Below are 25658 nucleotides of genomic sequence, written 5' to 3' on the forward strand. Positions count from 1 at the left end.
CCTCACCGGACTGCCCTGCCTCGGCGGAGCGGCCACGGCCGTGGCCGCTCCGCCGATCCGAGCGGGACGGGGCCTCCGAACCAGTCCTGCCGGAGTTTCGAAACCCCGGGCACCGGCGCCGGCGCGCCGGGACACTCCGGGACCTCGCCCGGCTCGGTGTTCAACGAGCCCGGCTTCGGCAGCACGAACGGCGGCACCGGCGGTACCGCCTACAACGCGGCGGGCGCACCGTCGCAGTACGACGTCGCCTGCTTCCAGGTCAGCCACCACTGACACCACCGGCCGGGCCCGGGACGCGCCGCGTCCCGGGCCCACACCCGTCACCCGCCACCCAGTACCCGTCACCCCGCACGTGCAGGGGCGGACCGGTGCGGGCGGGCGGGCGGAGGTCCGACGGGGCCGGACGCGTTCCGCCGCCGCACTGTCCTGGACGCTGCACCACGGCCTGCGGCACGTCATGACCCGGCCCCCGGGCCCCGGGCACCCCGTTGATCGACTCCACGCTCGTGGCCGCGGCCGAGGCGTCCGTCCTGCACCCGGCGCACCGTCCCGGCGGCGCCCGCGTCGACGTCCACTCGGTGTTCGCCGCGGCGTTCAGTCTCGCCGGGATCCGCAAGCACACCCACCGGCACCGAGCCGCCGCGGCGGCGCCTGACCCGGTGGGGCCGGGGCGGATCCGAGGGTGCAGATGCGTGCGCCGCGCACGCTTCTACGGTACAGTCATAAGCGTGCTTCAGGCACGCATCTCCCCTCGATCCACGGCGGGACGCTCCCGCACGCCACCGGAGGAACCACCATGACCCGCACCGACATCCGCACCGACATCCGCGCCGCCCTCACCGACCTGCTCCTCACCCCGGGCCTCGACCTGGACGAGGCCGCCGACCGGCACTTCGCCCCCGACTACCGCCAGCGCACCGACGGCGACTGGGCGGACCGCACCGAGTTCCTCGCCCACATCGCCCACCTGCGCACCGTCGTCGCCGGCGGCTCGGTCGAGGTGCACGACGAGCTCTCCTCCGGCGACCGGTACGCCGACCGCCACACCATGGAGATCGTCAAGACCGACGGGTCCACCGTCCGCATCGAGGTCTACGTCTTCGCCGAGTTCGCCCCCGACGGCCGCTTCCGCCGCATCGAGGAGACCACCCTCATGCTCCAGGGCGCCGAAGCCGACCGGAACCTCGGCAGCGCCCGCTGACCCGGCACGGCCCGCGTCGAGGGGAACCCGTCTCCGCGGTGTCGACGCGGGCGGCCGACGGCCGGTCGGACGGTGCCCGGGGAGAGCGGACGCACAGGGGGACTCGTGGCAACGCAGACCGTCATCGGCCTGGTGGGGATCGTCGTCGTGATGGGCGCGGTCGCGGCCGTCCTCGCCGCCTGGCGGACGGGCCCGCCCTTCCCGGAGCTGACGGACCCCGGGGTCGCCCCGCCGCCCGGGCCGGACTGCGCGACCTGCGGCCACCGTGCGCACCGCGGCCACTGCTCCGAGCGGACCTCGGCCTCGGGGGACGTCTACGACGGCGCCGGCGACTGGGTCGGCCACCGGAACGAGACGTCCTGCGACTGCAGCGCGTACCGCACCGAGCCCTGGCCGCCGTGCACCGTCTGCGGCCACGGCCGGAGCGGGCACCACATGCTCCTCAGGTGCCGGCACGTCCAGGACCACCGCAACGAGAGCGCCTGCCCCTGCGGGGGTTACCGCGCCGGGCCCGGGCCGAAGCCCTCCTACTACCTGGAGGCGCTGCGGGCGCAGGCCCGGCGCCGCCACGACCGCGGGTGACCCCGCGGCGTCACCACCTCGACGGCGAAGGGCCGCCGCCGCCGCGCTCGGGTCACGGGCCCCACGGCAGGGGGACGGCGTGGTCGGGCAGGGCGTCCAGGATCACTTCGACGGCGGCCGCGGCGCCCCCGACCTCCTGGACGCGGCCGTCGGCGAAGGCCACCTCGAAGCGGCCGTTGCCGAGCGGTCTGGTGCTCGGAAGATCGCTGCAGACGGGTGGCACGGCCCGCCGGCTGAGGGTGAACCAGTGCATGGACTTTCCGGGCGACAGGGCGCGCAGGCGCGGCTGTTCGAAGGCGGCCCCGACGAGGGCCCGCCAGTCGGGCTGCTGCCACCGTTCGGCGTACCGGTCGGCGACCTGGTGCAGCAGCTGCCACCGTTCCGCCACCTCCTCGCCGTGCTCACGGGTCTCGGCCGCGGCCCGGATCATCAGGAAGGGCCACCGGGCCGCGAGTTCGCGCGGCTCGGCCCCCTGGATCCAGGACCGCACGGCACCGGCGACCTCGGGGAGTTCCTGCGTGCTGCCCGAGGCCCGGTGGATTCCGTGCGTCCAGCAGTCGACCACGAACCCGCACCCGTCGCCCGGCGGCATCACGACGCTCGCCGAGCGGCCGTCGGCCTCCACCCTCGCAGTCACACGGCGCCAGCCCGGTGATGACACCGACCCGACCCGGAGCCCCGGGCCCGCGCGGTCGACCACCGCCTGGAGGGCGTTCTGCACCGAACCGGCCCTCACCACCTCGGGACGGAGCGCCGCGTACGCGGGCAAGGGGCCGCCGTCATCGACCGGCGGTGCACCTGAAGGCTGTTCGGACATGCGGCCGAGTCTGCCAGAGCGGCCCGCCACCGGAACGGTGCTACGGACTCCACGTCAGGTCCGTTCCGTCGGCGGCCTCAACCAGCCGGCGCAGCGACCCGCTGCCGAACGGCCAGCCGGTGGTCTCCACCTGGACCCAGCCGGTGCCCGGCCCGTCGGTTCCCGCGTGCCACCACCACCAGCCGCGGTCGCCACCGCCGCCGTCCTCGGTCGGGTCGAAGCAGTGCAGCCAGTCCGACAGCGTCCACGGCTCCCGATCGGCGGCCGCCCGCTGCTCCGGCGTCATCGCCCGCCACCGGCGCAGCCGTTCCTCGGCGTCGAAGGGCTGCTCCCCGGGCTCAGGCTCGACGGGCTCGGGCGCGCACCGCCGGACGAACCAGGCCGGCAGCAGTTGCGGCCACTGCTCGGTCGGGGGCCAGTCGTCCGTCCGCCCGACCACGCGGCGCAGGACGGCACGCGCGCCGTCGACGACCCGGGCCGGGTCCGCGTCGGTGAACCGGACCCGTACGAGGAACGGCCGTGCCCGGTCGTCCTCGGGCCCCGGCCCGGACCGAAGCCGCCGCAGCTCGTCCTCCGCAATCCCCGTGCGGAGGAGTGTGCACCACCTCCGACCTCGCGAACCTCTGGGGTTCCTCAAGTTCCTTGCCGTGTACGGAACAGGCCCAGCACCATGATCGGTATGACTGGATTCCTGGGAGTGAACACCAAGCACAACGTCGTCGTGGTCGTCCGGGACGCCGACGTGGTCTCCGCGGCCCTGGCCCGGGCGCTGGCCGAGGCGACGCCCGAGGAGCGTCCGGGCCTGGAACGCGCCGCCGCACTCGTCGAGGCCACCGCCGCCGCCGACGAGACCCGGCTGCGCGCCCGCTGGGTCCGCGCCCGGCTGGCCGCCGTCGGTTTCACCGGCGCCGTCGACTCGGTCGCCGCGGTGAGGGCGCTGCGCAAGGCGGAGCCCCGGCTGAGCCTGCTGGCGGCGGTGCAGTTGCAGAAGGACGCGGTGGCGGAGCCCGAGTGACCCGGCACGGCCGGCACCGCCCCCGGAGCCTCCCCGGGCGACGACGCGTCAGCGGAACCGGTGCAGGTTCTCGCCGAGGAAGGCCCCCAGGGTGCGCGGGGCGCGCCCGGTGAGGCGGTGGAAGGTTGCGTCCGGCATCTCCTCGCGGTCCACGGCGAGTTGCTGGATCTCCACCACATGGGTGGCCAGCCAGTCCGGCATGCCGGCCCGGCCGACCAGGTGGGCCTTGAGCCCGGACGGGCCCAGGTCGAGGTAGCGGATCGGGCGGCCGAGCAACTCCCCCAGCAGTGCGGCGAGTTCCGGGTGACTGTAGGCCCGTCCGCCGGTGAGCGGGTACGTGCCGCCGGCCGCTTCCGGGCGGGTGAGGACTTCGGCCGCGGCGTCCCCGACGTCCCGGACGTCCACGTAGTTGCACCGGGCGCCGCCCGTCGCGCCGTGCACCACCCCGGCGGCGGCGATGCCGGGGGCCAGCAGCAACAGCTTCTGCATGAAGGCGTACGGCCGCAGCACGGTGGTGGTGATGCCGGTGGACCGCAGCCGTTCCTCGATCAGGTGGTGGCCGCGGGAGACGGCGACGGGCGAGTCCGGCTCGGCCGCGGGCGCGGAGACCTTGACGACGTGCTGCACGCCGCAGTCGACGGCCGCCTCGATCGCGTTCAGCTCGTACCGGACCTGGTCCGGGGAGTTGGCCATGGTGAGGAAGAGCTGCTGCCCGCCGCGGAAGGCCGTCCGCAGCGAGCCGGGGTCGGTGGCGTCGGCCGGGTGGATCGCCGTACGGGCACGTGTGTGCGGGTCGAGTGCGGCGGCCAGCCGGGCGGGGTCGCGGCTGAGGGCGCGGACCGGCGCGCCGGGGGCGGCGGGAGCGGTGAGGCTGCGCAGGGTGGCGCCTCCGGTGGCGCCGGCGGCGCCCATGACGACGATCACGAGGTGCGCCTTTCGGGTCGGGGTGCGGTGGGGAGTCGGTGCGCCGCGGTGCGGGCCGGGCGGCTGCCGCGCCAGCGCCAGGTGGTGACGGTGGCCGCGATCGCGGCGGAGACCGGCAGGTCGACGGTCAGTCGGCGGGGCCACGGGCTGTCGGCGAGGGCCGGAACCTGCGGCAGCCAGTGGGCCGCGGCGAGGCCGACGGCCAGGCCGGGCGCCGCGGCGGCCAGTCCCAGCGCGGCGGCGGCGAGCGCCCGCGGGGTCCGGGCGGGCCGGGCGCGGACGGGTCGGCGGCGCAGCACGGCGCCGAGGGCGGCGGCCACCAGGGCGGAGGTGCCGCCCATGGTGGTGAGTGCCGCGGCCACCAGGTGCGGCTGCCGGGTGACGGCTCCGCCGATTCCTGCCGTCACGGCGGGCATGGCGTAGGCGGTCAGCACCTCGCGCCACAGGACGAACGGCGGAGGTGCGCCGGGATCCTTCTTGCTCATGGAACGTCCTCTTCCACTCTATGATTAGGTGGCTAACTATTTATGCTTAGGCGCCTAACTATTGGGCCTCGAAAAGGGGCGGTCCGATTCCTCGGCCCGCCCGGGTGCGGTCAGTCGTCGGTGAGCGCGTCGATGCCCGCGACCACCCGGGCCAGCAGGTCGAGGAAGGTGGTGCGCTCCTCCGCGGAGAGTCCGCCGACCAGCGCCTGCATCCGGGCGAAGTGCTCGGGAGCCAGGTCGCGCAGCCTGCCGGCGCCGCGCGCGGTGAGGATCACCACGTTGCCGCGCCCGTCCTCGGTGGACGGCCGGCGGGCCACCAGGCCCTCCCGCTCCAGGCCGTCGACCAGGCCCGTCACCGTCGCCCGGGACACGCCGAGGCTCGCCGCGAGCTGCGAGGGCGACTTCTCGCCGCCGTGGTCCTCCAGGTCGGCCAGCAGTCGGTAACGGCCGGTGGAGAGACCGAAGCGGCCGAAGTGCACCTCGCCGGCCTGGCCGATCCGGGCGCCCGCCGCCATCAGTCGCGCCGCGACCAGGACCGCCTGCGGATCGGCGGCGAGGCCGTAGCGGGCGATCTGACGGCGGGCCTGCTCAAGGGTGGGCGCGCCGAGGCCGGCCTCGGGATGCTGGGTCACGAGAAGTACTATGGTGCCTAACCAGATCCACGGTCAAGCCCGGCCGTCTCCCGCTCGCGGATGCACCGTCCGGCGCAGCCACCACCGCGGAACGGCCACAGCGGATCCGCCTCGGCACCGTGCCGGTCCAACGCTTCTCGGCAGGTCCAACGGCCGGGCGGCGACGGTTCGTTCCCGGAACCGATGTGACATTGCGCCCAGCCCGCCGCCCTGTCGCGGCACCCCGCTGCCGCCCCATACTCCAGGACCTGACGGACCGACGGATGGAGGAGCACGGTGAGCACGGCGAGCACGGGGAGCACGGCAGCGACGGCGGGGACGTGGAAGCTCGGCGACCTGGAGGTGAACCGCATCGGCTACGGCACGATGCGGCTGACCGGCAACGGCATGATGGGGAACTCCGACGGCGCGCCGATCGACCGCGACGCCGCCGTCCGGCTGCTGCTCGACGCCTTCGAGCAGGGGGTCGACCACGTCGACACGGCGGCGTTCTACTTCTCCCCGCTGCGCTCCGCGAACGAGCTCCTCAACCGGGCCCTTGCGTCCTGGCGGGAGGACGTGGTGGTGGCGACCAAGGTCGGCCCGGGGCGCGACCCCTCGGGCGAGTGGCTGACCATGGCCCGCCCCGACCAGCTGCGCGGCCAGGTCGAGGAGAACCTGCGTCAGCTCGGCCGGGACCACCTCGACGTGGTCAACCTGCGCCGCAACGGGCCCGGCACGGACTCGATCGCCGAGCACTTCGGCGCGCTCGCCGAGCTGCGCGCGGCCGGCCTCGTCCGGCACCTCGGGCTCTCCAACGTCCGCCCCGAGCACGTGGCCGAGGCCCGTACCGTCGCGCCCGTGGTCTGCGTGCAGAACTCCTACGGCGTGGACCGGCGCCGCGCCGACGAGACCGGGCTGGTGGACCTCTGCCGGGAGCTGGGCATCGCCTTCGTCCCGTACTTCGCCGTCGCCGGGCTGCGCAGCGAGGCGGGCGCCGCCCGGGAGCAGGACGCACGCGTCCTCGCGGTCGCCCGTGCGCACGGCGCGACCCCGGCGCAGGTGCGGCTCGCCTGGACGCTGCACCGCGGCCCGCACGTCCTGGCCATCCCCGGCACCAGGGACCGGGCGCACCTCGCCGAGAACATCGCCGCCGGCTCCCTGCGCCTGACCGGGGCGGACCTCGCCCTCCTCGACGGGCCGGGCGGGGCCGAGGTCTGACCGCGCCCGGCCGGGGTGAGGCAGGCCGGGCGGCGGACGGGCCGTCCCGGCGTTCCGGTCAGGGCAGGACCTCCACGTACCCCTCGGTGCCGTGCACGCGGATCCGCTGCCCGTCCCGGATCAGCCGGGTGGCCCGGTCCACGCCCACCACCGCCGGCAGGCCGTACTCCCGGGCGATCACGGCGCCGTGCGTCATCAGGCCGCCCACCTCGGTCACCAGGCCCGCGATCCCGACGAACAGCGGCGACCAGCTGGGGTCGGTGAAGGTCGTGACCAGGATGTCGCCCGCTTCGAGTTCGGCGTCCGCCAGGTCGAGGACGACGCGGGCCCTCCCCTCGACGGTGCCGGCCGAGACGGGCACGCCGACCAGGGCGCCGGCCGGCGCGTCGTCGCGCCGGTACGCCCCGGTGAGGGCCTCGCCGTCCGAGGTCAGCACCCGGGGCGGGGTGAGCGCGTGGTACGACCGGAACGCCTCCTTGCGCTGCCGGACGAGCCGGGCGTCCACCCGGTTCGAGCGGACGGCGTCGTGGAACTCCTGGAAGGTGAGGTAGAAGATGTCCTCCCGCTCGGGGAGCACGCCCGCCCGCACGAGGCGGTCGGCCTCGGCCATCAGGGCCCGCTTGTAGACGGCGTAGCGGCTGATGATGCCGTACTTCGGGTACTCCCGGTACCCGATGAAGGTGCGGACCCGGTCGATCATCCGCTTGGTCTCCTCGGCCTTGCGCTCGCCGTCCGGCAGGGCGCGCAGGCGCGACAGCACGTCCCGTTCCTTCTCCTGCGCCTTCCGCCGCCCCTGCTCGAAGCGCCGTTCGGCGGCGCCCGGCTCGAAGTTCCTGACGTGGTCGAGGATCACGGGCACGAGCGTGGCGGGGCGCTCGCGCCAGCGCGGCCTGGTGACGTCGATCTCGCCGACGCAGCGCATGCCGTACCGGTCGAGGTAGTCCTCGACGGCGTCGCGCGCCTGCGCCCCGCCCGCGAGCCCTGCCAGCCCGTCCAGGAAGTCCTGCCCCTCGGCGTCCGCCGCGCCCTCGCCGTGGACGTCCCGGACGCCCCGAACATCCTGGACGTCCTGGACGTCCTGGACGTCCTGGACGTCCTGGAGGTACGCCACCACCTCCGGGTACGGGCGGATCACGTCCGCGACGTCGAGCAGCTCCAGCCCCATCCGGGAGGTGATGTTGCCGGGTGCGGAGAGCGTGAGCGTGTCGGCCGCGTTCTTCTCCCCCAGCCACTCCTGCAGGGTGTCGTTGAGCCACCACGTGGCCTCCATCCCCGCCATGATCGCCTGGATGCTCAGCGGATCGGCGAGGACCCGCTTGTGCTCCTCGAAGGCCTCCAGCAGGAAGTCGAACAGCGCCGGTCCGGTCCTGGTCCGGATGTCGCGCTCCAGCGCGGCGACGGACGCCCGGCTGCGCTCGATCAGCCCGGCGACGATCGCCGGATCGGTGTCGATCGGGGCGGGCGGGCTCCCGGCCGGCGGGCCGCCGGGGCCCGGGGCCGGGAGCGACGGGACGAAGCCGTCGCGGTCGAGGACGGTCTCCAGCGCGTCCCTGACCAGCGGATCGCCCTTCCCCAGGACGTCCAGCAGGCCGGCGCGGCTCGCGGGCGAGGCCAGGCGCCGGGTGACGTCGACGAACAACCGCCCGCCGGCCTCGTGCATCGGCACCATGGCCGTCAGCCGCCACATGGACAGCCCGAGCGGCCTCATGGGGTCGGTCATCATCTGCCCGTGGCCGACGGAGACGTAGACGTGGTTCTCCCGGTCGCCGATCTCGGGGACGGGGAACAGCGTCGTGATCGGCCGGCTCTGGACGATCCGGAACCCGTCGTCGGCCAGGCACCATTCGACGTCCTGCGGGCGGCCGAAGTGCGCTTCGATCCGCCGTCCGAGCCGGACGAGCTCAACGGCCTGCTCGTCCGTCAGGGCCGGCTGCTCCTGCAGCCGCGGTTCGACCGGCACCTCGTGCGTCCCGCCGTCCGGCAGGGCGCGGACGGCGCTGCGCTTGGCGGCGACCGCCCTGCCGAGGACCTCGCCGTGCCGCACCGTGAAGACGTCCGGGTTCACCAGGCCGGAGACCAGCGCCTCGCCGAGGCCGAGGCCCGCGTCCACGGTGGCAACCTCCCGGTTGCCCGTGACGGGGTCGGCCGTGAACAGGACGCCGGACGCGTGCGGGACGACCATCCGCTGCACGACCACGGCCATGTCGACCGCACGGTGGTCGATGCCGTTGCGCCGGCGGTAGGTCACGGCCCGCTCGGTGAACAGCGAGGCCCAGCACCGGCTGACGTGCCGGAGGACCTCCGCCGGCCCCACGACGTTCAGGTAGGTGTCCTGCTGGCCGGCGAAGGAGGCCGTCGGCAGGTCCTCGGCCGTCGCGCTGGACCGGACGGCGCAGGCGGCCCGCTCGCCGAGCCGGGCGGCCGCACCGGTGATCGCCGCCGCGAGGCCGTCCGGAACGGCGGTCCCTTCGACCGTCCGGCGGATCTCCGCGCTGAGCGCGCGGATCGCGTCCCGGTCGTCCGGGTCCACCCGCGACAGCTCGTCGAGCAGCCCGTCGACCGCCGGCGCCTCCGCCAGGATCCGGCGGAAGGCGTCCGTCGTCACGCAGAAGCCGCCCGGCACTCGGACGCCCTCGACCCGCGTTAGCGCGCCCAGGTGCGCGCCCTTGCCGCCGACGAGCGCGAGCTGCCCCTCGTCGACCTCGTGAAGATCCACCACGTACTGCTCCGTCACCGGCGCCTCCACCTCCGTCGGACCTCCTGCCACTCACATGCCGTACCCGTTTCCGCAGGTTGCGGCACCGGCCGACGATTCTCCGCCCCCACCGGGGCCTTGCGGCAAGCCCCCCGGCCCGCTGTACGGTGAGAGTGGCAAGGAGAGGGCTCTCCTTGCCTTCGTGTTTCCCGCCGTCCGGCGGCACCGGACCGGACGGACCGTCAGGGTGCGGTGCCGGCAGGGCTCGAAGGGCCTCCGCGGGCGCCGACCGGAACGATTGGTGTGCGATAGGTTGGCCGCCATGACCGACTTCGAACACGCCGTCTGGCCGCCCGCCCCGATCAGGACGGAGCGGCTCGTGCTCCGCGAGGCCGCGGCCGGGGACCGGGCGGCGTTCGTCCGGCTGTTCGCCTCGCCGGAGGTGGGCACCTTCATCGGCGGCCACCGGCCCGAGGACGAGCTGGAGCGTGCCATGCCCGAGGTGCCCGGGCGACGCCCCGGCCTCCTCGTGGTCGACCTCGACGGGGCGATGATCGGCATGATCACGCTCGACGCCCGCGACGCCGCACGTCCGGGCCACGTCCGCCCGGACGCCGGGGAGGCCGAGCTCGGCTACCTGTTCCTGCCGGAGTCCTGGGGGCACGGCTACGCCGCCGAGGCGTGCGCGGCCGCGCTCGACTGGTTCGCCGGGACGCGCCCCGGGGAACCGGTGGTGCTGTGCACCCGGACCGCCAACGACCGTGCGATGCGCCTCGCGGCGAAGCTCGGGTTCACCGAGGTGGAACGGTTCGAGGAGTTCGGCGCCGAGCAGTGGTTCGGCGTGCGGCACCCCCGCGCGGCGTCCGGCCAGGCCGCCTCCGACACCGCCTCGGGCACCGAGGGCATGGCGCCGTCCGGACGATAATGGCCGGGGCCGCGGGCCCGCCGCGCCGGCGGCCCGGTCGACGGAGAGACGGAGGACGGATGACCCTGGAGGCGGGCCGGCGCGTGAGGCTGGCCGAGGACGTCGGGATCGGCGAGGCGGTCGCCGGGGAGCCCGCGGCCGTCGTCGGGTTCCTCTCCCTGGGCGCCGGGATCGAGGGCACCGTCGAGCGGGTGGACGGCGAGCTCCCGGAGAGCGACGGCGTGCGCGAGTACCAGCGGCTCAAGGCCCTGTACGAGGACTACGGGCACACCATGCCGGAGGCGAGCCGGGCCCGGCTGGAGGCGCAGATCGCCGGCCTGGAGCCGGAGTGGGCCGCGCACCGGGAGCGGGGCGACCGGGTGACGGTCCGGGTCCGCTGGGACAACGGCTTCGTCCTCGACGGCGTGCACCAGGGCGTCCTCACCCCGCTGTGAGGGCGGACGTCCCGGTGCATCGGCGCCGGAGGCCCCGGACCGGCGGCCCCGTGACGTGCGGTCAGGCGAAGTAGTGGCCCTTCTCCAGGTCCTCGACGAGGCCCGGCTCCGAGGGGTGCCAGCCGAGCAGCTCGCGGGTGAGCGTGCTGGAGGCGGGCTGGTCGACGGCCAGGATCCGGCCGAGGAAGCCGAAGTCCTCGGCGGGTACGGAGGCGGTCGGCAGGCCGAGGTGGCGGCCGATCACCTCGGCGATCGCCCGGACGGGCACGCCCTCGTCGGCGACGGCGTGCAGCACGGACCCGGCCGGGGCCTGTTCGAGCGCGAGGCGGTACAGCCGCGCGGCGTCCCGGACGTGCACGGCGGGCCAGCGGCCCGCGCCGTCGCCGACGTAGCCGGAGACCCCCGTGCCCCGGGCGGTGGCGACCAGGTGGGCGACGAAGCCGTGGTCGCCGTCGCCGTGCACCGTCCGGGGCAGCCGCACGACGGACGGGCGGACGCCGCGTGCGGCCGCGTCGAGGGCCGCCCGGGCGTTCGCGTCCCGGCCGGCCGCGGGTGAGCCCGGGGCGGAGGTGTCGTGCTCGGCCGCGACCCGGCCGGGCACCGCGGGGGTGCCGGCGGTGACGACCAGGGGCTTGCCGGAGCCCTCGAGCGCGGCGGCCAGGGTCTCGATGGCGCGGGCGTCGGCCTGCACGGAGGCCTCGAAGCGGCTGAAGTCGTGGATGAAGGCGAGGTGGACGACCCCGTCGCAGCTGGCGGCCCCGGCGGTCAGGGCGTCGAGGTCGTCCAGGTCGCCGCGGATCACCTCGGCTCCGGCGGCGGTGACGGCGGCGGCCGAGGAGTCGGACCTGGCGAGTCCGAGCACCTGATGGCCTGCGCCGATGAGTTCGGGGACGAGGGCCGAGCCGATCCAGCCGGACGCGCCCGTGACGAATACCCGCATGGCGGTGCCTCCAAAGTGATGACAGGTTCTGTCATCACAGTACAGGTGATGACAGGCTCTGTCATCGCGTAGGATCGCCGCATGGGTCGATGGGAGCCGAACGCACGCGGCCGGCTGGCGCAGGCGGCACTGGAGCTGTACGCCGAGCAGGGCTACGAGCAGACCACCGTGGGGGACATCACCGCCCGGGCCGGGCTGACCGAGCGCACCTTCTACCGGCACTTCGCCGACAAGCGCGAAGTGCTGTTCTTCGGCACGGAGATGGCGAAGGACCTGCTGACCCGGACGGTCGCCGACGCACCGGCCGACGCCTCGGCGATGGACGCGGTGGGTGCCGCCCTCGAAGCCCTGGCCGCCGAGTTCCAGGAGAACGCCGACCGCGTCAGGACGCGGAACACCGTCGTGTCGGCCCACGCCGAACTCCGCGAACGCGAACTGATCAAGCTCGCCGGGCTCGCCGGGGCGATGGCCGAGGCGCTGCGCGCCCGCGGCACCGCGGACCCGGCCGCGAGCCTGGCCGCCGAGACGGGGATCGCCGTGTTCAAGGTCGCCTTCGCACGGTGGATCGACGACCCGGGCCGGCCGGACCTGCCGGGCGTCCTGCGGGCCTCGACCCGGGAACTGCGGACCGTCCTCACGGAGCACGCGTCCGCCTGAACGGGCCGCCACGAGCCGGCACCGGCACCCGCCCGCCGTCGGCGGCCGGGTGACGCGCCCACCGCCCGCACGGCGGCGTCCCGGATCACGACGCCGCCGTGCGGCAGGGTGCTGGTGTGGACGAATACGACGTGGACGAGGCCCTGCAGCAGGCCCTGGACCGGCTGACCGCACTCGCGCACATCAGCTCGGCGCTGGCCGGCACCCTGGACGGCCGGGCCGGGCTGGAGCGGGCCTGCCGGATCCTGGCGCAGCGCCTCTGCGACTGGTGCACCGTCGACCTGATCACCGAGCAGGGCGGCATCGAGCGGATCTTCGCCTCCCGCCGCAGCACGCCGCACCCGCCCGGCGGCCTGCTCGCCCAGCCTCCGGAGACCGCGGCCGGCCCGCTCGCCCGGGTGCTGCGCGGCGCCGGCCCGCTGCTGCTCACGGCCGCCGACCTCGGCGACGTCCGGCGGACCGACCCCTGGGACCGGGCGCAGGCCCGGACCCGGGCCGAGCAGGAGACCGCCAGCGCCGTGATGGCGCCGCTGCGGGCCCGCCGGGAGGTCGTGGGAGCGGTCACCGTCGCCCGCACCGGCAACCGGCCGCCCCTGGCCGAGGCCGACCTGCCGCTCGTCGAGGACATCGCCCACCGGCTCGCCCTGGCCGTCGACAACGCCCGCCTCCACCGCGAGACCGAGCACATCGCCGAACGCCTCCAGCGCTCGCTGCTGCCGGCACTCCCCCGGGTCGACCGGCTCACCATGGCCGCCCGCTACGTGCCGGCGCACGGCACCGCCCAGGTCGGCGGCGACTGGTACGACGCGTTCGTCCTCCCCACCGGCCGGACCGCACTCATCATCGGCGACGTCACCGGCCACGACCTGCGCGCCGCGGTCACCATGAGCCAGCTGCGGAACATGCTCCGCGGCATCGCCTGCGACCGGCAGGAACCGCCCGGCGCGATCCTCTCCCGCCTCGACCTCGCCCAGCACGCCCTGTACCCGGGCGCGACCGCGTCGTGCATCTACGCCGTCGTCCACGGGCCCGACGGCGGCCCGTGGGAGCTGGAACACGCCAGCGCCGGACACCTGCCGCCGCTGCTCGTCACCCACGAGGGCGACACCGGCCACCTCGAGGGCGGCGCGAGCCTCCTCCTGGGCGTCGACACCCGCCTGCCGCGCCCCAGCGCCACCGACCCGCTCCCGCCGCTGTCCACGCTGCTGCTCTACACCGACGGCCTGGTCGAGCGCCGCGGCGAGTCCCTCGACCGCGGTCTGGCCAGGCTGCGCCAGCACGCCGCCGCGCTCGCCCGGGAGAGCTGCGACTCCTTCTGCAGCGAACTCGTCGCCGGCCTCGCCCCGGACAGCACCGACGACGTGGCCCTCCTCGCGCTGCGCATCCCCGCCGCCGGCGCGGGCCGCCGCTGAGAAGGGCCCGCGGCTACAGCTCGAACGTCGCGACGACGGGCGAGTGGTCGGACGGCCGGTCGTGCGGTGCGGCCGGCCGGGCCTCGGTGACGCTGGGCAGCTTCTCGTTGCCGGTCGACACCGTCCGGAGTGCCCCGAGGAGCGCGTGGCTGATCAGGATGTGGTCGATCAGTTCGTGCTGGCCCTCGAAGACACGGGAGTAGCCGCCCTGTTCGAGGATCCGCGGCGCGAGGTTCCACAGCCGCGCCGCGTCCCCCTGGTCGGGGTGGTCGAAGCCGCCGGTGCCGATCTGGGAACCGGGCGGGCCGTAGAGGATCTGGGTGGTGGCGGCCTTCCACTCGTCGTTGAGGTCGCCGAGCACGATCACGTTCCGGTGCGTGCCGTCGCCCTGCAGCAGGTCGTCGGCCAGGGCGCGCACGGTCACGGCCTCGGCCCCGCGGCGGAACAGCGCGTAGGCGGCGTAGCGGGCGCGCAGGCCCTCGTCGTGGGTGCTGTGCCGGTTGCCGGGGAAGGTCAGCAGCTTCGACTTGAGGTGGCAGACGGCGACGTCCAGGCTCTGCCCGGGGGCGGGCTCGACGCGGACGGCGAGGCCGCCGCGGCCCATCTCCCGGATCGGGCTGCCCTCGTCCTCGACCTGCACCGCGGCGAGGTGCGCGGGGAAGTCGGCGCACTGCCGGACGTCGAGGAGCGGCCAGCGGCTGATGACGCCGACGCGGATGCCGCGCCGGTCCGGGTGGGTCGACACCGCGGTGTGCCAGGTGCCGGGCAGCTTCGCCACCAGGTCGTCGACGGCCTCCTGGCTGCCGACCTCCTGGACGCCGAGCAGGTCCGGTGCGATCTCGGAGACGACGCCGGCCAGGGCTTCGACCTTGGCCTCGTAGGTCGCCGGGTCCTTCGCAGCGCACCTGTCCGGATCGGGCGGGCTGCCGGCCGGCAGCGGGCGGCAGAAGTTCTCCACGTTCCAGGTTCCTATGGTGATCACGGCTGTCTCCTCCGCCGTCGATCGGGGTCACGGGCGGCCGGCCCGGTGGCAGGGCACCTCGGCACCGCGCACGCAGGGGCGGGGAGGCGAGGGCCTCGTACGTCCGCTCCTCCATTCTCCTCCGCGCACCGGGCCGCACAACCGCTGTCACGCATGGTGACGATCAACCCCCGCTCTCCCCGCGATCCGTGACGTTCCGTCACAGTGAAGGGGGGCAGTGTCCGGCCCGCCCGCCCAACGGGCCGGACACCACCGGGACGGGCCCGGTCGGTCCCCGTGCCGCGGTGGCGGACAGGTCCTCGCCGATGGCCCGCCGGTCCTTCGCGCCGGGGGCGCGGAGCGTGGGCGGGAGCGGCGATGACCTGACTGGTGGTCAGACCGAGTGCGGTCGGTGTGACGGCACACATGAGGTGACGCACGGACCGCCGGTTCCCGGGCCCCGACGTCGAACCGCGACGTGCGGCACCGCCGGGGCCGGGAACCGCGGACGCCACCCGAGGCGGCGGACCGGGCGGCGGCGGCCGAGCAGCCCGTCCGGGGCCGGGTCGGTGCGGCGCAGGTGGCGTTCGATCCGGTCGAGGTCCGCGCCTCGTCCTCCGTCAGCGGCGTGCTCACGCCCGTGCACCTCCTCGATCGGGTCGGAGCGGGCGGCCGCCGGCCCGGTCCGGCGGCCGGTCGGGCTGCTCCGCCGGCCGGCGGGCCTGCGCGGTGGTCTCGCGGACGACCGTCCAGGCGTCGGCGACGGGGCCGAGGTGGCCGAGCTTGTCGGGGTTGAGCACCGAGCGGATCGTCTGGATCCGGCCGCCGAGGACGTCCAGCGCCAGCGTGCTGACGACCCTGCCGTCCCGGTCGCGGACGATCGCGCCGGGCTGCCCGTTGACGGTGTGCGGCTCCACCACGCCGCCGATCGCGAGGAAGGACGGGACGACCACGGCGAGCACCCCGGCCACCTCGTCGGCGCCGTAGACCCCGCCGCCCCACTGCGGCGCCTTCCCGCCGCCGTCGCCGACCAGCTGCGCGTCGGCGGCCAGGAGTTCGCGCAGCGCCTCGACGTCCCCCTCGCGGATCGCGCCGAGGAACCGGTCGGCGAGCTCCGCGCGCTCCCGGCGGTCGGCCTCGTAGCGGGGGCGTCCGGCGTCCATGTGGCGCCGTGCCCGCACCGCGAGCTGGCGGCAGGCCGCCTCCGTCCGGCCCACCGCGGACGCGATCTCGGGGAAGCCGAAGCCGAACACCTCCCGCAGGACGAACACCGCGCGCTCCGGGGGGCTCAGCCGTTCCAGGAGGAGCAGGGCCGCCGTCGACACCGAATCGGCCAGCTCGGCGGACCGCGCCGGGTCCTCGTAGGGGTCGGCCAGCAGCGGCTCGGGGAACCACGGCCCGACGTAAGCCTCGCGCCGGACCCGTGCGGAGCGCAGCACGTCGATCGAGATACGGGTCACCACGGACGCCAGGAACGCCTTGGTCGACACGGGCCGGGTGCCGGAGTTCGCGTGGCGCAGCCAGGTCTCCTGGACGGCGTCCTCGGCCTCGCCCACACTGCCCAGGATCCGGTAGGCGATCGAGAACAGCAGCGGCCGCAGCTCCTCGAACTCCTCCGCCCTGGTCGTGCCGCCGCCGCTGCGCGCACTCACGCCAGCTCCTTCGCGAAGCCCTGCCGCCACGACGGGTACCGCAGCTCCCAGCCCAGCTCCCGCTTCGCCTTGGCGTTGGAGAATCCCCGTCCGTCGACCATCATCGCCACGGCCTGGTCGCCGGCCAGCAGGCGGGCCAGCCACACCGGCACCCGCACCGGCGGCTTCGCCCCGGCGCACCGGGCCAGGTGCGGCAGCCATTCGCTCGCCGGTGCCGGTTCGTCGTCCACGATGTTGAAGACGCCCCGGACCTTCTGCTCCACCGCCAGCACGGTGGCGCTCGCCGCGTCGTCCAGGTGCACCCACGAGCTGTGGCCGGTGCCGTGGCCGACCAGCGGGTACTGCCGCTTGCGGATCAGTTCGACCTGGTCGTCGACGGCACCGGGCCCGTAGAACGCGCCGTACCGGAGCACCGCGCCGCCCGCGCGGAGCACCGCCTCCTCCGCGTGGCGCAGCGCCTCCAGTCCCGCCTGCGCCGCCGTCCCCGCCATCAGGTTCAGCGGGTCGTCCTCGGTCTTCACCCAGCTGCCCCCGGGGTGGCCGTTCCAGCTGGCGTAGCCCTGCGCGACGACGTGCGGAACGCCGGTCGCCTCGGCCGCGGCGAGCAGGTGGTCGGTGCCCTCCCGGCGCAGCCGGTTGGTCCGGGCGAACCAGCGGTCCGGGTGCTTGATGTCGGGCTTGCCCGCGTGCGTCGGGGAGATCGCGGTCATCTGGTGCACGATCACGTCCGGGCGGGCCACGGCCACCGCTTCACCGACCGCCATCGGGTCCAGCCCGTCCATCACGACGCCCTCGGCGCCCAGCCGCTGCACGAGGCCCAGCTTGGCGGGGCTCGTCGTCGTCGCCGTCACCCGGTGCCCCCGGGCCACCAACTGCGGGACGAGCCGCCGTCCCAGGACCCCGCTCCCACCTGCCACGAACACACGCATGACCCTCTGCCTCCGGTTCGGAACGTCGCTTCCGAACCCGGGACGAGACAGCCCGGCCGTCTGTGACACGGCCGGGCGGATTCGTGGTCGTCCGCGGGAGCCCGGCCGGTGATTCGGGTGGGCGCGGCGGCGTCCGGGTGTGCGCGCCGAGCGGCCGGGCGGCGGCCTGCCGCCGGTGCCGTCCCGGTCCGCGGCGCCCGGGCGACCGGGTCAGTGGCCCGCGGGGTTCAGGATCTCCTTCACGACCGCCTCGGTACCGGACATGACGTGATAGGCGGCCCACCCCGCCAGGATCAGGGCGCTGAACAGGACCCAGCCGCCCGGTCCGCTGTCCGCCCGGAGCGTCGACCCGTCCCGCACCGGCTCGCCGTTCTCGGGTGGCGGGTGAGCGCACCATGTCCCTGGCGATGTGGCCCAGCCCGGCGAGGGCGTGCCCGGCGCCGGCGAGCGCCGTGCCGGTGACACCGATGGTGAGCCACCCTGCTCGGCCGATCTCGTCCATGATGCTCACTGCTCCTCGGCCCGTGGGACGCGCAGCGGGAGGACGTCCCGCTTCGCCTCGGTCCTCGGCCGGGCGGGGGCCGTCCGACAGGGTCGGCGGGGCGGGCCGGGGCGGGTGGGCCGTTGGACCCCGTCGCCGGTGCCCGAAGGGCTCAGCCGCCGTCCGGGCTTCGACCCCGATGCAAGTTCTCTCGATGTATACACTCGATGTATACGCCTGGGGTATGGTCGTCCCATGAGTGTTCCCCTGACCCTTCTCGGGCTGCTGGAGCGTGAGCCCAGCCACGGATACGACCTCAAGCGGGACTACGACGCACTGTTCGGGCGCGACAAGCCGCTGCCGTACGGGCAGGTCTACGCGACGCTGAGCCGGCTCGCGCGGGACGGCAAGGTGGTGGCCGGCGAGGCCGAGCCCGGTGGCGGCCCCGAGCGCAAGCGGTACGTCATCACCGAGGCGGGGGTGACGGAGTTCGAGACCTGGCTCGCGGAGCCCGTCGCCCCCGAACCCACCCTGCAGACCGTCCTGTTCACCAAGGTCGTGCTGGCCCTGATGCTCGGCCGGGACGCCGAGCAGTACCTCGACGCCCAGCGTGCGGCGCACATGCAGCGGATGCGCCAACTCACCGAACTTCGGCGCAGCGGCGCCCTGTTGGACGCCCTGCTGGCCGACCACGGGCTGTTCCGACTGGAGGCCGACCTGCGCTGGATCGACCTCACCGCGGCCCGACTGGACGCGATCGCCCAGGCGGTGCGGCCATGACGGACGCCCTGATCGAGGCCCGCGGGGTGAACCTCGCCTTCGGCGAGACCCCGGCGCTGCGCGGCGCGGACCTCGCGGTCGGCGCGGGCGAGATCCTCGCCGTGATGGGGCCGAGCGGCTCCGGCAAGTCCACGCTGCTGCACTGCCTGGCCGGCATCCTCACCCCGGACTCCGGCGAGATCCACTTCGACGGCCGGCGGATCGACCGCCTCGGCGAGACCGAGCGCAGCGCGCTGCGCCGCGACGGCTTCGGCTTCGTCTTCCAGTTCGGCCAGCTCGTACCGGAGTTGACCGCCGAGGAGAACGTCGCACTGCCGCTGCTGCTGGGCGGCACCCGGCGCGCGGCGGCGCTCGCGGAGGCCCGCCCGTGGTTCGCCCGACTCGGCCTGGACGGCCTGGAGCGGCGCAGGTCCGGCGAGTTGTCGGGCGGCCAGGCGCAGCGGGTGGCGCTGGCCCGCGGCCTGGTGACCCGCCCGCGGGTGCTGTTCGCCGACGAGCCGACCGGCGCGCTGGACTCGCTGACCGGCGAGCAGGTGATGGAGCTGATGGTGGGCGCCGCACGTGAACAGGGCACCACCGTGGTCCTGGTGACGCACGAACCGCGGGTGGCGGCGTACGCGCACCGCGAGGCGGTCGTCCGGGACGGCCGGGTGACCTCGCTCCCCGTGGATCGGATCGCGTCGTGATCGCGCTGGCACTGCGGCTCTCGGTGAGCGGCGGACGCGAGGCCCTGGCCCGGCTGGTCTCGATCGCGGCGGCGGTGGCGGTCGGCGTGGCGCTGCTGCTGTCGACGCTGGCCGGGATCAACGCCGTCGACTCCTCCAACGAACGGCAGTTGTGGTGGAACACCGGTGCGGCGGCCCGGACGGCGAGCGCCCCGGTCGACCCGCTGTGGTGGCGGGCCCACGACGACCACTACGACGGCAAGCCGATCTTCGAGGTGGACGTGGCCGCGACCGGCCCCACCTCACCGGTGCCGCCGGGGATGACGGCGCTTCCGGCACCCGGGGAGTACTGGGCATCGCCCGCGCTGGTGAAGCTCGTGGCGGCCGTCCCCTCCGCCGAACTCGGCGACCGGTTCCCCGGCAGGCTCGCCGGCGTGCTCGGCGATGCCGCGCTGGCCTCGCCGGACTCGCTGATCGCGGTGGTGGGCCGCCCGGTCGACCGGCTCCGGGCGGCGCCCGGCGCCCGGGCGGTGACGACGATCGCCGACGCCCTGCCGACGAAGTGCGCCGGCGACTGCCCGGGCGCGGGGGTGCGCGGCGACGCGATGACGCTGATCCTCTCCGTGGTCGCGGGGGCGCTGATCTTCCCGGTGCTGGTGTTCATCGGGACGGCGACCCGGCTGTCGGCGGCCCGCCGCGAGCAGCGGTTCGCCGCGATGCGGCTGGTGGGCGCGACCCCCGGCCAGGTGGCGCTGATCTCGGCGGTGGAGTCGACGCTGGCGGCGGTGGCGGGCACGGCGGCGGGCTTCGCGCTGTTCGCGGCGCTCCGCCCCCTGGTGGCGCAGGTGCCGTTCACCGGGGACCGCTACTTCACCGACGACCTGACCCTGCACGTGGTGCAGGTGCTCGCGGTGGCACTGGGCGTGCCGGTCGCGGCGGCGCTGTCGGCACGGCTGGCGCTGCGCCGGGTCTCGGTGTCGCCGCTGGGGGTCAGCCGGCGGGTGACGCCGCGGCCGCCGCAGGCGTGGCGGCTGCTGCCGCTGGCGGCCGGGATCGGCGAGCTGGCCTGGTTCGTGGGCCGGCGGCCGGAGACGACCGACGGCCAGACCTGGGCGTACCTGTCCGGCTTCGTGCTGGTGATGCTGGGCCTGGTGGTCGCCGGGCCGTGGCTGACGATGGCCGCGGCACGGCTGGTGGCCCGGCGCACCTCGCGTCCGGCCTCGCTGATCGCGGTGCGGCGACTGGCGGACGACCCGAAGGCGGGCTTCCGGTCGGTGAGCGGCCTCGTGCTGGCACTCTTCGTGACGAGCGCGACCGTCGGGATCATCGGCACCATCAACGCCAACCGCGGTGTGCTGAGCGGCGATCCGCAGACCCGCGCGGCGGTGCAGCACGGTGCGCTGCTGGAGGACCCGCCGATGGCGGACCGGGTGCCGGAGGCGGTGCTCGCGGGGTTGCAGGCGGTGCCGGGGTACCGCGGCGCGGTGGTGGTGCACGCCAACCCGGCCCGGGTGGCAGCCGATCCGGCCGATCCGCGGCCGTGGGCGCCGGCCCTGGTGCTCTGCTCCGAACTCTCGGGCACCCCGGTGGTCGGCGGCTGCGCACCGGGGGCGGAGGTCGCGGCCGTCCCGATGTACCAGTTCCTCGACCTGCGGACGGCGGAGGCCCGGCAGTGGCCCACCGCCCCCGTCACCCCGGCCCGACTGGCGGCGCTGCCCGTGCAGATGGTCTACGTGACGACCGACGGGTCGACGGCCGCGACGGAGCGGGTGCGGACGGTGCTCGGCCGGGCCTTCCCCGACCACGGGTCACGGATGGTGAAGGACTGGGGCAGCGACCAGCAGCGGCAGTTGGCCGGCTTCCGGCAGCTGGCGAACGTGGTCATCCTCACCACCCTGCCGATCGCGGGCTGCAGCCTGGCGGTGAGCGTGGTCGCCGGACTCTCCGAACGCAGGCGGCCGTTCGCGCTGCTGCGGCTCGGCGGGGCGCCGCTGGGCCTGCTGCGAACGGTGGTGGCCCTGGAGAGCGCGCTGCCGCTGGTGGTGGTCGCCGTGGTGGCGACGGGGACGGGCCTGCTGTCGGCACACCTGTTCCTGACCTCCCAGATGCACTACACGCTCGTGTCGCCGGGCGCCGTGTACTACGCCCTGGTCGTGGTCGGGCTGGTCGCCTCCCTCGGGATCATCGCCTCGACCCTGCCCCTGCTCCGGCGGATCACCGGCCCGGAAGCGGCCCGCAACGGCTGACCCCCGGCCCGGCCCTCCCCCACCCCTGGAGGGCCGGGCCGACCCGGGGGACGCCACCCCACGGGGAGCGAAGCCGACGGACCCTGCGCGCACTCGGCGGCCGGGGCGCTGCTGTGGCGCGGGTGCCCGGCCGACCTGACACTGGGCCGGACAGGAGCGGCACGGATCGAGTCCAGTGGGAGAGCGGATCATGCGGACGAACATGGTGCTCCGCGGCGTCGGCGTCGTGGTCGGTCTGGTGCTGATCGCCGGCGCGTTCGTCCTCGCGTTCTTCGTCACGCCCACCTACGTGGAACGGCTGCCCGGTGACACCGACGCCACCCGTTCCTACACCGGCAGTTTCAAGACCCTGCTCGACGCCCAGGAGGTGGCGAAGGGCAACCTGCTCTCGGCCGTCAAGCGGGACGTCCCGATGGCGGTCGAACGGACCGTCAAGGTGCTGGACACCTCCGACGGCACCGCCCTGGTCAGCGACAGCCGGACGACGACCGCGGCCGGCCGCGCGGTCGAGAAGACCACCTGGCAGTACGCCGTCGACCGCAAGACCCTCGAAGCGACCACCGACCACCCGTCCGGCTGGACGGTGGTCGACGCCAAGGGTCTGACGGTCAGCTGGCCGATCGGCGCGAAGAAGCAGACGTACACCGGCTGGCGGCCCGAGACCGGGACGACGACCCCGCTGACGTACGCGCGTACCGAGAGCAGGTCCGGCGTCAGCACCTACGTGTACCTGGCGAGGCTGCCCGCCACCCGGATCACCGACGCCCAGGTGCTCGCCGGGCTCCCGCAGGCCGTCCCGAAGAGCACCCTGGCGCTGGTCGCCCAGGTCGGCACCCTCTCGGCCGAGGCGAAGCAGAAGCTGGCCGCACTGCTGCCGACGCTGCCCGACCCCGTCCCGCTGACCTACACGCTCCAGAGCGCCGACACGTTCTGGATCGAGCCCGAGACCGGCATCGTGGTCGACACCCAGCGCTCCCAGCAGCGCACGGCCGGGGTCGTCGCCCCGGGCGACGGCGCCTTCCTCCCTCTGCTGCCCGTCTCCGACGTCTCGTACCGGCAGACACCCGCCTCCGTGCAGGACGCCGCGAACGACGCCAAGGACGGCCGCAACGCCATCTCGCTCCTCGGCACCACCCTGCCCGTCGTGCTGGGCGTGGTCGGCGCGGTGCTCGTCGCCCTCTCCCTCCTCGTCCGTCGCCGGGGCAACCGCGGCGGCGCAGCCCCGGCCGGACCGACCGCACCGACCGGCGTTCCGGGCGCACCGACCACTCCGGGCGCACCCGGCGGCACCCCGGGACCGACCCCGCCCACCGGCCCGCCCCCGCCCACCGGGCCGGGCGGCGTCGCCTAGGAGCGGTCGGGCGCCCGCGGTCACTCGCCCTGGCCGGCGCTTCCCATCGGGCCGATCTTCACCGGGGATCCGCTGCCGTCCGTGACGGGCAGCGAGCCGGAGCCCGGCCAGGGCAGGGTGACCGGGTGGGTCTCGTCCGGCGGGGTGACCACCAGGCCGGTGATCCGGACGCCGGAGCCGCCCGAGGTGTTGGCCGGGTAGCTGATGCCGAAGTACGTCGACTTGCCGTTCTTCACGACGCCCGTGACGACCGGCTCGCCGGAGCGCTTCGCGGACAGCGTGCCCGCGGAGGTCTTCAGGTCGACGCCCGCGTACCCGGCGAGCGTGCAGTCCTTGCCGCTGTGGTTCTTCAGCTCGACCACGACGGTGTTGTCGGGGTCACCGGAGATGGTGCGGTCCGCGGCAGTGATGGTCAGGTCGGCCGTCCGGCACCTGGCAGGCTTCCCGGCCCCGGTGGAACCGGCCGGTGCGGCGGTGGAGGCCGTGCTGCCCTTTCCCGGCCCTGCCGAGGCCGGACCGCCCGCGGCCGGACCGCCGGAGGCCGGGAGGCCGCTGGGGGCGGTGCCGGTGGACGCGGTCGGGGCTCCCTGTGCGGTGCCCGCCCCGTCGTCCTGGCACGCGGTGAGCGAGAGTGCGGCGGTGACGGCCAGGGCGGCGAAGGCGAGCTTGCGGACGCGCATGGTGATTTTCCTCCAGGAGGCGGCGGTGCCTGGTGCTCGGTGCGAGCGGGTTTCCGAAGACCAGGACCGGCCGCCCGGACGAACCGTTCCGCCCGGGACGCCCCCAGGACAGTGCTGTGACATGTACGGACGGGAACGACCCGCGCCACCACCCGCCGCACCGCGCCTCACCCTGCCCCCGAACTGCCCTGACGCCGCATCGCACCACCGCCGTGCACCGCCGCACACCGACCGCGCCGTCACCGACCACCGGGACAGACCCGTGACCCGGACGACCTTGACCACGGACCGCGACACCACCGCGAGCGCACCATGACGACGCCCTCGGCCCCGTTCCCGTGGCAGCAAGCCGGTGGTGACGGCCCCTCCGTGCGGCGTGCTGCCCGGTGCGGCGGCCGGGTTGATCTGGATTGCCCGGACATGGGAGACAGTCGCGGCATCAGCCGCCGATCGGTGCTCAGGTACGAGGACTTCACCGGTCGCACCATCGCCCACTGCCACCAGCTCCACCACAAAAACCTCGGCATGATGCAGACCGTCCACTACGTGGCGCCGTGAGGACCCACTGCCCGGCAACCCGACCGGACTCCGAGAGTGACCAACCGATCACTCATCGTGATATGACGGCATGGCTCACCACCCCTGAAGGAGGAAGCCATGGCAGGCAGGGCCAGCATCGTCTTCGCCCACGGACTCTGGGCCGACGGGTCGTGCTTCAACAAGCTCATCCCCGCGCTCCAGGCCGAGGGCCACCAGGTGTCCGCCTCGCAGCACGGCCTCGACTCGCTCGAGGGCGACGTCGCCTGCGTGACCCGCTCCATCGATCACGTGCCCGGCCCGGTCGTGCTCGTCGGCCACTCCTACGGCGGCACCCTGATCACCAAGGCCGGCACCCACGACCGCGTCGGCGCCCTGGTCTACATCGCCGCGCTCGCCCCCGACGAGGACGAGACCTCACAGGGCCAGCAGGACAAGTTCGCCCGCACGCCCGTCTTCGAGCACATCGACGTCGCCGACGGCCGCATCTGGCTCCTCGAGTCGGGCCTCGGCGACTTCTGCGGCGATCTGCCGGAGGCCGAGCAGAAGCTCGTCCTCGCGACCGGCGCCGTGCCGGTGCCCGACCTGTTCACCCAGCAGGTTCCCGGCACCGCTTGGCGCACGAAGCCGAGTTGGTACATCGTCGCGAACGACGACCGCACCGTGAACCCGGACCTGGAGCGGGCCGCCGCGGAACGCATGGGCGCCAAGACCTACGCGGTCGACAGCAGCCACGTGCCGATGCTCTCGCACCCCGACCTCGTCCTCGACGTCATCCGCGACGCCGCGAAGGCCCTCGAGGCGTGACGCCGCCCCCGTCCAGGCCCGCCAGCAGGCGCAGCCCGTCCTCGGCGGGGCCGCCGGGTGCCGCGGACAGCACCAGGAGTTCCAGCCCCGATTCGTCGGGCAGCGCGAAGTTCTCCTGGTGCAGGTCCAGCGGTCCGACCAACGGGTGCCGGTACGCCTTGCGCCCGTGGGTGCGCGCCCGGACGTCCGCGCGGGCCCACAGTCGGCGGAACCGCTCGCTGCCCATCGCCAGTTCGCCGACGAGCGAGGCCAGGTGGGCGTCCTCGGGGTGCTTCCCGGCGGCCAGGCGCAGGTGCCCGACCACGTCGAGGGTGCAGTTCTCCCAGTCCGCGTACAGGCCGCGCTCGCCCTCGTCGAGGAAGAGGTGCCGGGCGACGTTGAGGCCCTGCAGCGGCCGGCCGTAGAGGAGCCCGGCGAGCCGGTTGCCGGCGAGCACGTCCAGGCGGTGGTTCATGATCAGCGCGGGTGCGTCGGTGACCAGGTCGAGGACGCGCAGCAGCTCCGGCCGGATCCTCCCCCGGCCTCCGGCCGGGGGGACCCCCATGCCCGGTGCCTTAGCTGTTCTGACCACGGAGGTTGGTGACGGGGTTCACGGCGGTGTGATCTTGAAATGAGTGAGGGCCTTCTGGCCAGGTGTGGATTGCGACATC

At 74.7% G+C, this 25658-nt stretch carries 25 protein-coding genes and 1 pseudogene; 14 read left to right on the forward strand and 12 right to left on the reverse strand.

Annotated features, from left to right (window positions below; translation table 11 throughout):
- Nucleotides 1-796 precede the first annotated feature (796 nt).
- Both AB0O09_RS36445 and AB0O09_RS36450 read left to right on the forward strand, forming a co-directional pair.
- Complete coding sequence (locus AB0O09_RS36445) at nt 797-1201, forward strand: nuclear transport factor 2 family protein (protein WP_344626361.1); 405 nt, start codon at nt 797-799, stop codon at nt 1199-1201.
- 105 nt (nt 1202-1306) lie between these two features.
- Complete coding sequence (locus tag AB0O09_RS36450) at nt 1307-1783, forward strand: hypothetical protein (protein WP_363549515.1); 477 nt, start codon at nt 1307-1309, stop codon at nt 1781-1783.
- Nucleotides 1784-1835: 52 nt separating this feature from the next.
- On the opposite strand, the gene AB0O09_RS36455 is transcribed toward AB0O09_RS36450, so the two are convergent.
- Nucleotides 1836-2408, reverse strand: coding sequence for a DUF6193 family natural product biosynthesis protein (locus AB0O09_RS36455; protein ID WP_363549518.1), 573 nt, complete (start codon nt 2406-2408; stop codon nt 1836-1838).
- A 232-nt stretch (nt 2409-2640) separates the two neighbouring features.
- Entirely contained in the window at nt 2641-3039 is a 399-nt protein-coding gene (locus AB0O09_RS36460) for a hypothetical protein (RefSeq protein ID WP_363549521.1), read from the reverse strand.
- Nucleotides 3040-3279: 240 nt separating this feature from the next.
- On the opposite strand from AB0O09_RS36460, the gene AB0O09_RS36465 reads away from it, so the two are divergent.
- The gene (locus tag AB0O09_RS36465) at nt 3280-3615 is read left to right on the forward strand and encodes a hypothetical protein (RefSeq protein ID WP_363549524.1); all 336 of its coding nucleotides are present in this window, start codon (nt 3280-3282) and stop codon (nt 3613-3615) included.
- Between the two features lie 48 nt (nt 3616-3663).
- On the opposite strand, the gene AB0O09_RS36470 is transcribed toward AB0O09_RS36465, so the two are convergent.
- The 3 genes from AB0O09_RS36470 to AB0O09_RS36480 all read right to left on the reverse strand — a co-directional run bounded on the left by AB0O09_RS36470 (nt 3664) and on the right by AB0O09_RS36480 (nt 5656).
- Nucleotides 3664-4539 (reverse strand): NmrA family NAD(P)-binding protein, encoded by an 876-nt coding sequence (locus AB0O09_RS36470; RefSeq protein WP_363549527.1) that lies wholly within the window; start codon nt 4537-4539, stop codon nt 3664-3666.
- Entirely contained in the window at nt 4536-5024 is a 489-nt protein-coding gene (locus AB0O09_RS36475; protein WP_363549530.1) for a hypothetical protein, read from the reverse strand. The genes AB0O09_RS36470 and AB0O09_RS36475 overlap by 4 nt, the downstream gene beginning before the upstream one ends.
- 110 nt (nt 5025-5134) lie before the next feature.
- Nucleotides 5135-5656, reverse strand: a complete 522-nt coding sequence (locus AB0O09_RS36480; RefSeq protein ID WP_363549533.1) for a MarR family transcriptional regulator — start codon at nt 5654-5656, stop codon at nt 5135-5137.
- Between the two features lie 276 nt (nt 5657-5932).
- Between AB0O09_RS36480 and AB0O09_RS36485 the strand changes: the two genes are divergently transcribed.
- Nucleotides 5933-6856, forward strand: coding sequence for an aldo/keto reductase (locus AB0O09_RS36485; RefSeq protein ID WP_363549536.1), 924 nt, complete (start codon nt 5933-5935; stop codon nt 6854-6856).
- A 58-nt stretch (nt 6857-6914) separates the two neighbouring features.
- On the opposite strand, the gene rph is transcribed toward AB0O09_RS36485, so the two are convergent.
- Nucleotides 6915-9590, reverse strand: a complete 2676-nt coding sequence (rph, locus tag AB0O09_RS36490) for a rifamycin-inactivating phosphotransferase (RefSeq protein ID WP_363549539.1) — start codon at nt 9588-9590, stop codon at nt 6915-6917.
- Nucleotides 9591-9873: 283 nt separating this feature from the next.
- Between rph and AB0O09_RS36495 the strand changes: the two genes are divergently transcribed.
- Together AB0O09_RS36495 and AB0O09_RS36500 are read left to right on the forward strand one after the other, a co-directional pair.
- A complete protein-coding gene (locus AB0O09_RS36495) occupies nt 9874-10476 on the forward strand; it encodes a GNAT family N-acetyltransferase (RefSeq protein ID WP_363549541.1) in 603 nt (200 codons plus the stop codon).
- A gap of 59 nt (nt 10477-10535) precedes the next feature.
- Nucleotides 10536-10910, forward strand: a complete 375-nt coding sequence (locus AB0O09_RS36500) for a hypothetical protein (RefSeq protein ID WP_363549544.1) — start codon at nt 10536-10538, stop codon at nt 10908-10910.
- Nucleotides 10911-10971: 61 nt separating this feature from the next.
- Here AB0O09_RS36500 and AB0O09_RS36505 read toward each other — a convergent pair whose 3' ends face one another.
- Complete coding sequence (locus AB0O09_RS36505; RefSeq protein ID WP_363549547.1) at nt 10972-11850, reverse strand: SDR family oxidoreductase; 879 nt, start codon at nt 11848-11850, stop codon at nt 10972-10974.
- Nucleotides 11851-11931: 81 nt separating this feature from the next.
- Here AB0O09_RS36505 and AB0O09_RS36510 point away from each other — a divergent pair, with 81 nt between their 5' ends.
- Nucleotides 11932-12507: a helix-turn-helix domain-containing protein gene (locus tag AB0O09_RS36510; RefSeq protein ID WP_363549550.1), complete on the forward strand. Its 576-nt coding sequence runs from the start codon at nt 11932-11934 to the stop codon at nt 12505-12507.
- Nucleotides 12508-12623: 116 nt separating this feature from the next.
- The gene (locus tag AB0O09_RS36515; RefSeq protein WP_363549553.1) at nt 12624-13919 is read left to right on the forward strand and encodes a GAF domain-containing SpoIIE family protein phosphatase; all 1296 of its coding nucleotides are present in this window, start codon (nt 12624-12626) and stop codon (nt 13917-13919) included.
- Nucleotides 13920-13932: 13 nt separating this feature from the next.
- On the opposite strand, the gene AB0O09_RS36520 is transcribed toward AB0O09_RS36515, so the two are convergent.
- The 3 genes from AB0O09_RS36520 to AB0O09_RS36530 all read right to left on the reverse strand — a co-directional run bounded on the left by AB0O09_RS36520 (nt 13933) and on the right by AB0O09_RS36530 (nt 17461).
- Nucleotides 13933-14901, reverse strand: a complete 969-nt coding sequence (locus tag AB0O09_RS36520) for an endonuclease/exonuclease/phosphatase family protein (RefSeq protein WP_363549556.1) — start codon at nt 14899-14901, stop codon at nt 13933-13935.
- 611 nt (nt 14902-15512) lie between these two features.
- Complete coding sequence (locus AB0O09_RS36525; protein ID WP_363549559.1) at nt 15513-16532, reverse strand: RNA polymerase sigma-70 factor; 1020 nt, start codon at nt 16530-16532, stop codon at nt 15513-15515.
- Complete coding sequence (locus AB0O09_RS36530; protein WP_363549562.1) at nt 16529-17461, reverse strand: NAD(P)-dependent oxidoreductase; 933 nt, start codon at nt 17459-17461, stop codon at nt 16529-16531. The genes AB0O09_RS36525 and AB0O09_RS36530 overlap by 4 nt, the downstream gene beginning before the upstream one ends.
- 736 nt (nt 17462-18197) lie before the next feature.
- Between AB0O09_RS36530 and AB0O09_RS36535 the strand changes: the two genes are divergently transcribed.
- The 4 genes from AB0O09_RS36535 to AB0O09_RS36550 all read left to right on the forward strand — a co-directional run bounded on the left by AB0O09_RS36535 (nt 18198) and on the right by AB0O09_RS36550 (nt 22984).
- A complete protein-coding gene (locus AB0O09_RS36535; protein ID WP_363549564.1) occupies nt 18198-18722 on the forward strand; it encodes a PadR family transcriptional regulator in 525 nt (174 codons plus the stop codon).
- Nucleotides 18719-19408, forward strand: a complete 690-nt coding sequence (locus AB0O09_RS36540) for an ABC transporter ATP-binding protein (RefSeq protein WP_344626345.1) — start codon at nt 18719-18721, stop codon at nt 19406-19408. Before AB0O09_RS36535 ends, AB0O09_RS36540 begins: the two co-directional genes overlap by 4 nt.
- Nucleotides 19405-21633 (forward strand): FtsX-like permease family protein, encoded by a 2229-nt coding sequence (locus AB0O09_RS36545; RefSeq protein ID WP_363549568.1) that lies wholly within the window; start codon nt 19405-19407, stop codon nt 21631-21633. Before AB0O09_RS36540 ends, AB0O09_RS36545 begins: the two co-directional genes overlap by 4 nt.
- A 190-nt stretch (nt 21634-21823) precedes the next feature.
- Entirely contained in the window at nt 21824-22984 is a 1161-nt protein-coding gene (locus tag AB0O09_RS36550; protein WP_363549571.1) for a porin PorA family protein, read from the forward strand.
- Between the two features lie 20 nt (nt 22985-23004).
- Here the strand turns inward: AB0O09_RS36550 and AB0O09_RS36555 are convergent, their stop codons facing one another.
- Nucleotides 23005-23664 carry a DUF4232 domain-containing protein gene (locus AB0O09_RS36555; protein ID WP_363549574.1) on the reverse strand — a complete coding sequence of 220 codons (660 nt, stop codon included), beginning with the start codon at nt 23662-23664 and terminating at the stop codon, nt 23005-23007.
- Between the two features lie 420 nt (nt 23665-24084).
- On the opposite strand from AB0O09_RS36555, the gene AB0O09_RS36560 reads away from it, so the two are divergent.
- Complete coding sequence (locus tag AB0O09_RS36560; protein ID WP_363549577.1) at nt 24085-24222, forward strand: hypothetical protein; 138 nt, start codon at nt 24085-24087, stop codon at nt 24220-24222.
- 99 nt (nt 24223-24321) lie between these two features.
- On the forward strand, nt 24322-25008 hold the full coding sequence (locus AB0O09_RS36565; RefSeq protein WP_363549580.1) for an alpha/beta hydrolase: 687 nt from the start codon (nt 24322-24324) through the stop codon (nt 25006-25008).
- On the opposite strand, the pseudogene AB0O09_RS36570 reads toward AB0O09_RS36565, so the two are convergent.
- A pseudogene (locus AB0O09_RS36570) lies at nt 24974-25525 on the reverse strand (XRE family transcriptional regulator); the annotation flags it as partial. The gene AB0O09_RS36565 and the pseudogene AB0O09_RS36570 sit on opposite strands and share 35 nt — an antisense overlap.
- Nucleotides 25526-25658 lie beyond the last annotated feature (133 nt).

This window comes from Kitasatospora sp. NPDC093679, assembly GCF_040683455.1.
In the GTDB taxonomy this organism is placed as follows: domain Bacteria; phylum Actinomycetota; class Actinomycetes; order Streptomycetales; family Streptomycetaceae; genus Kitasatospora; species Kitasatospora arboriphila.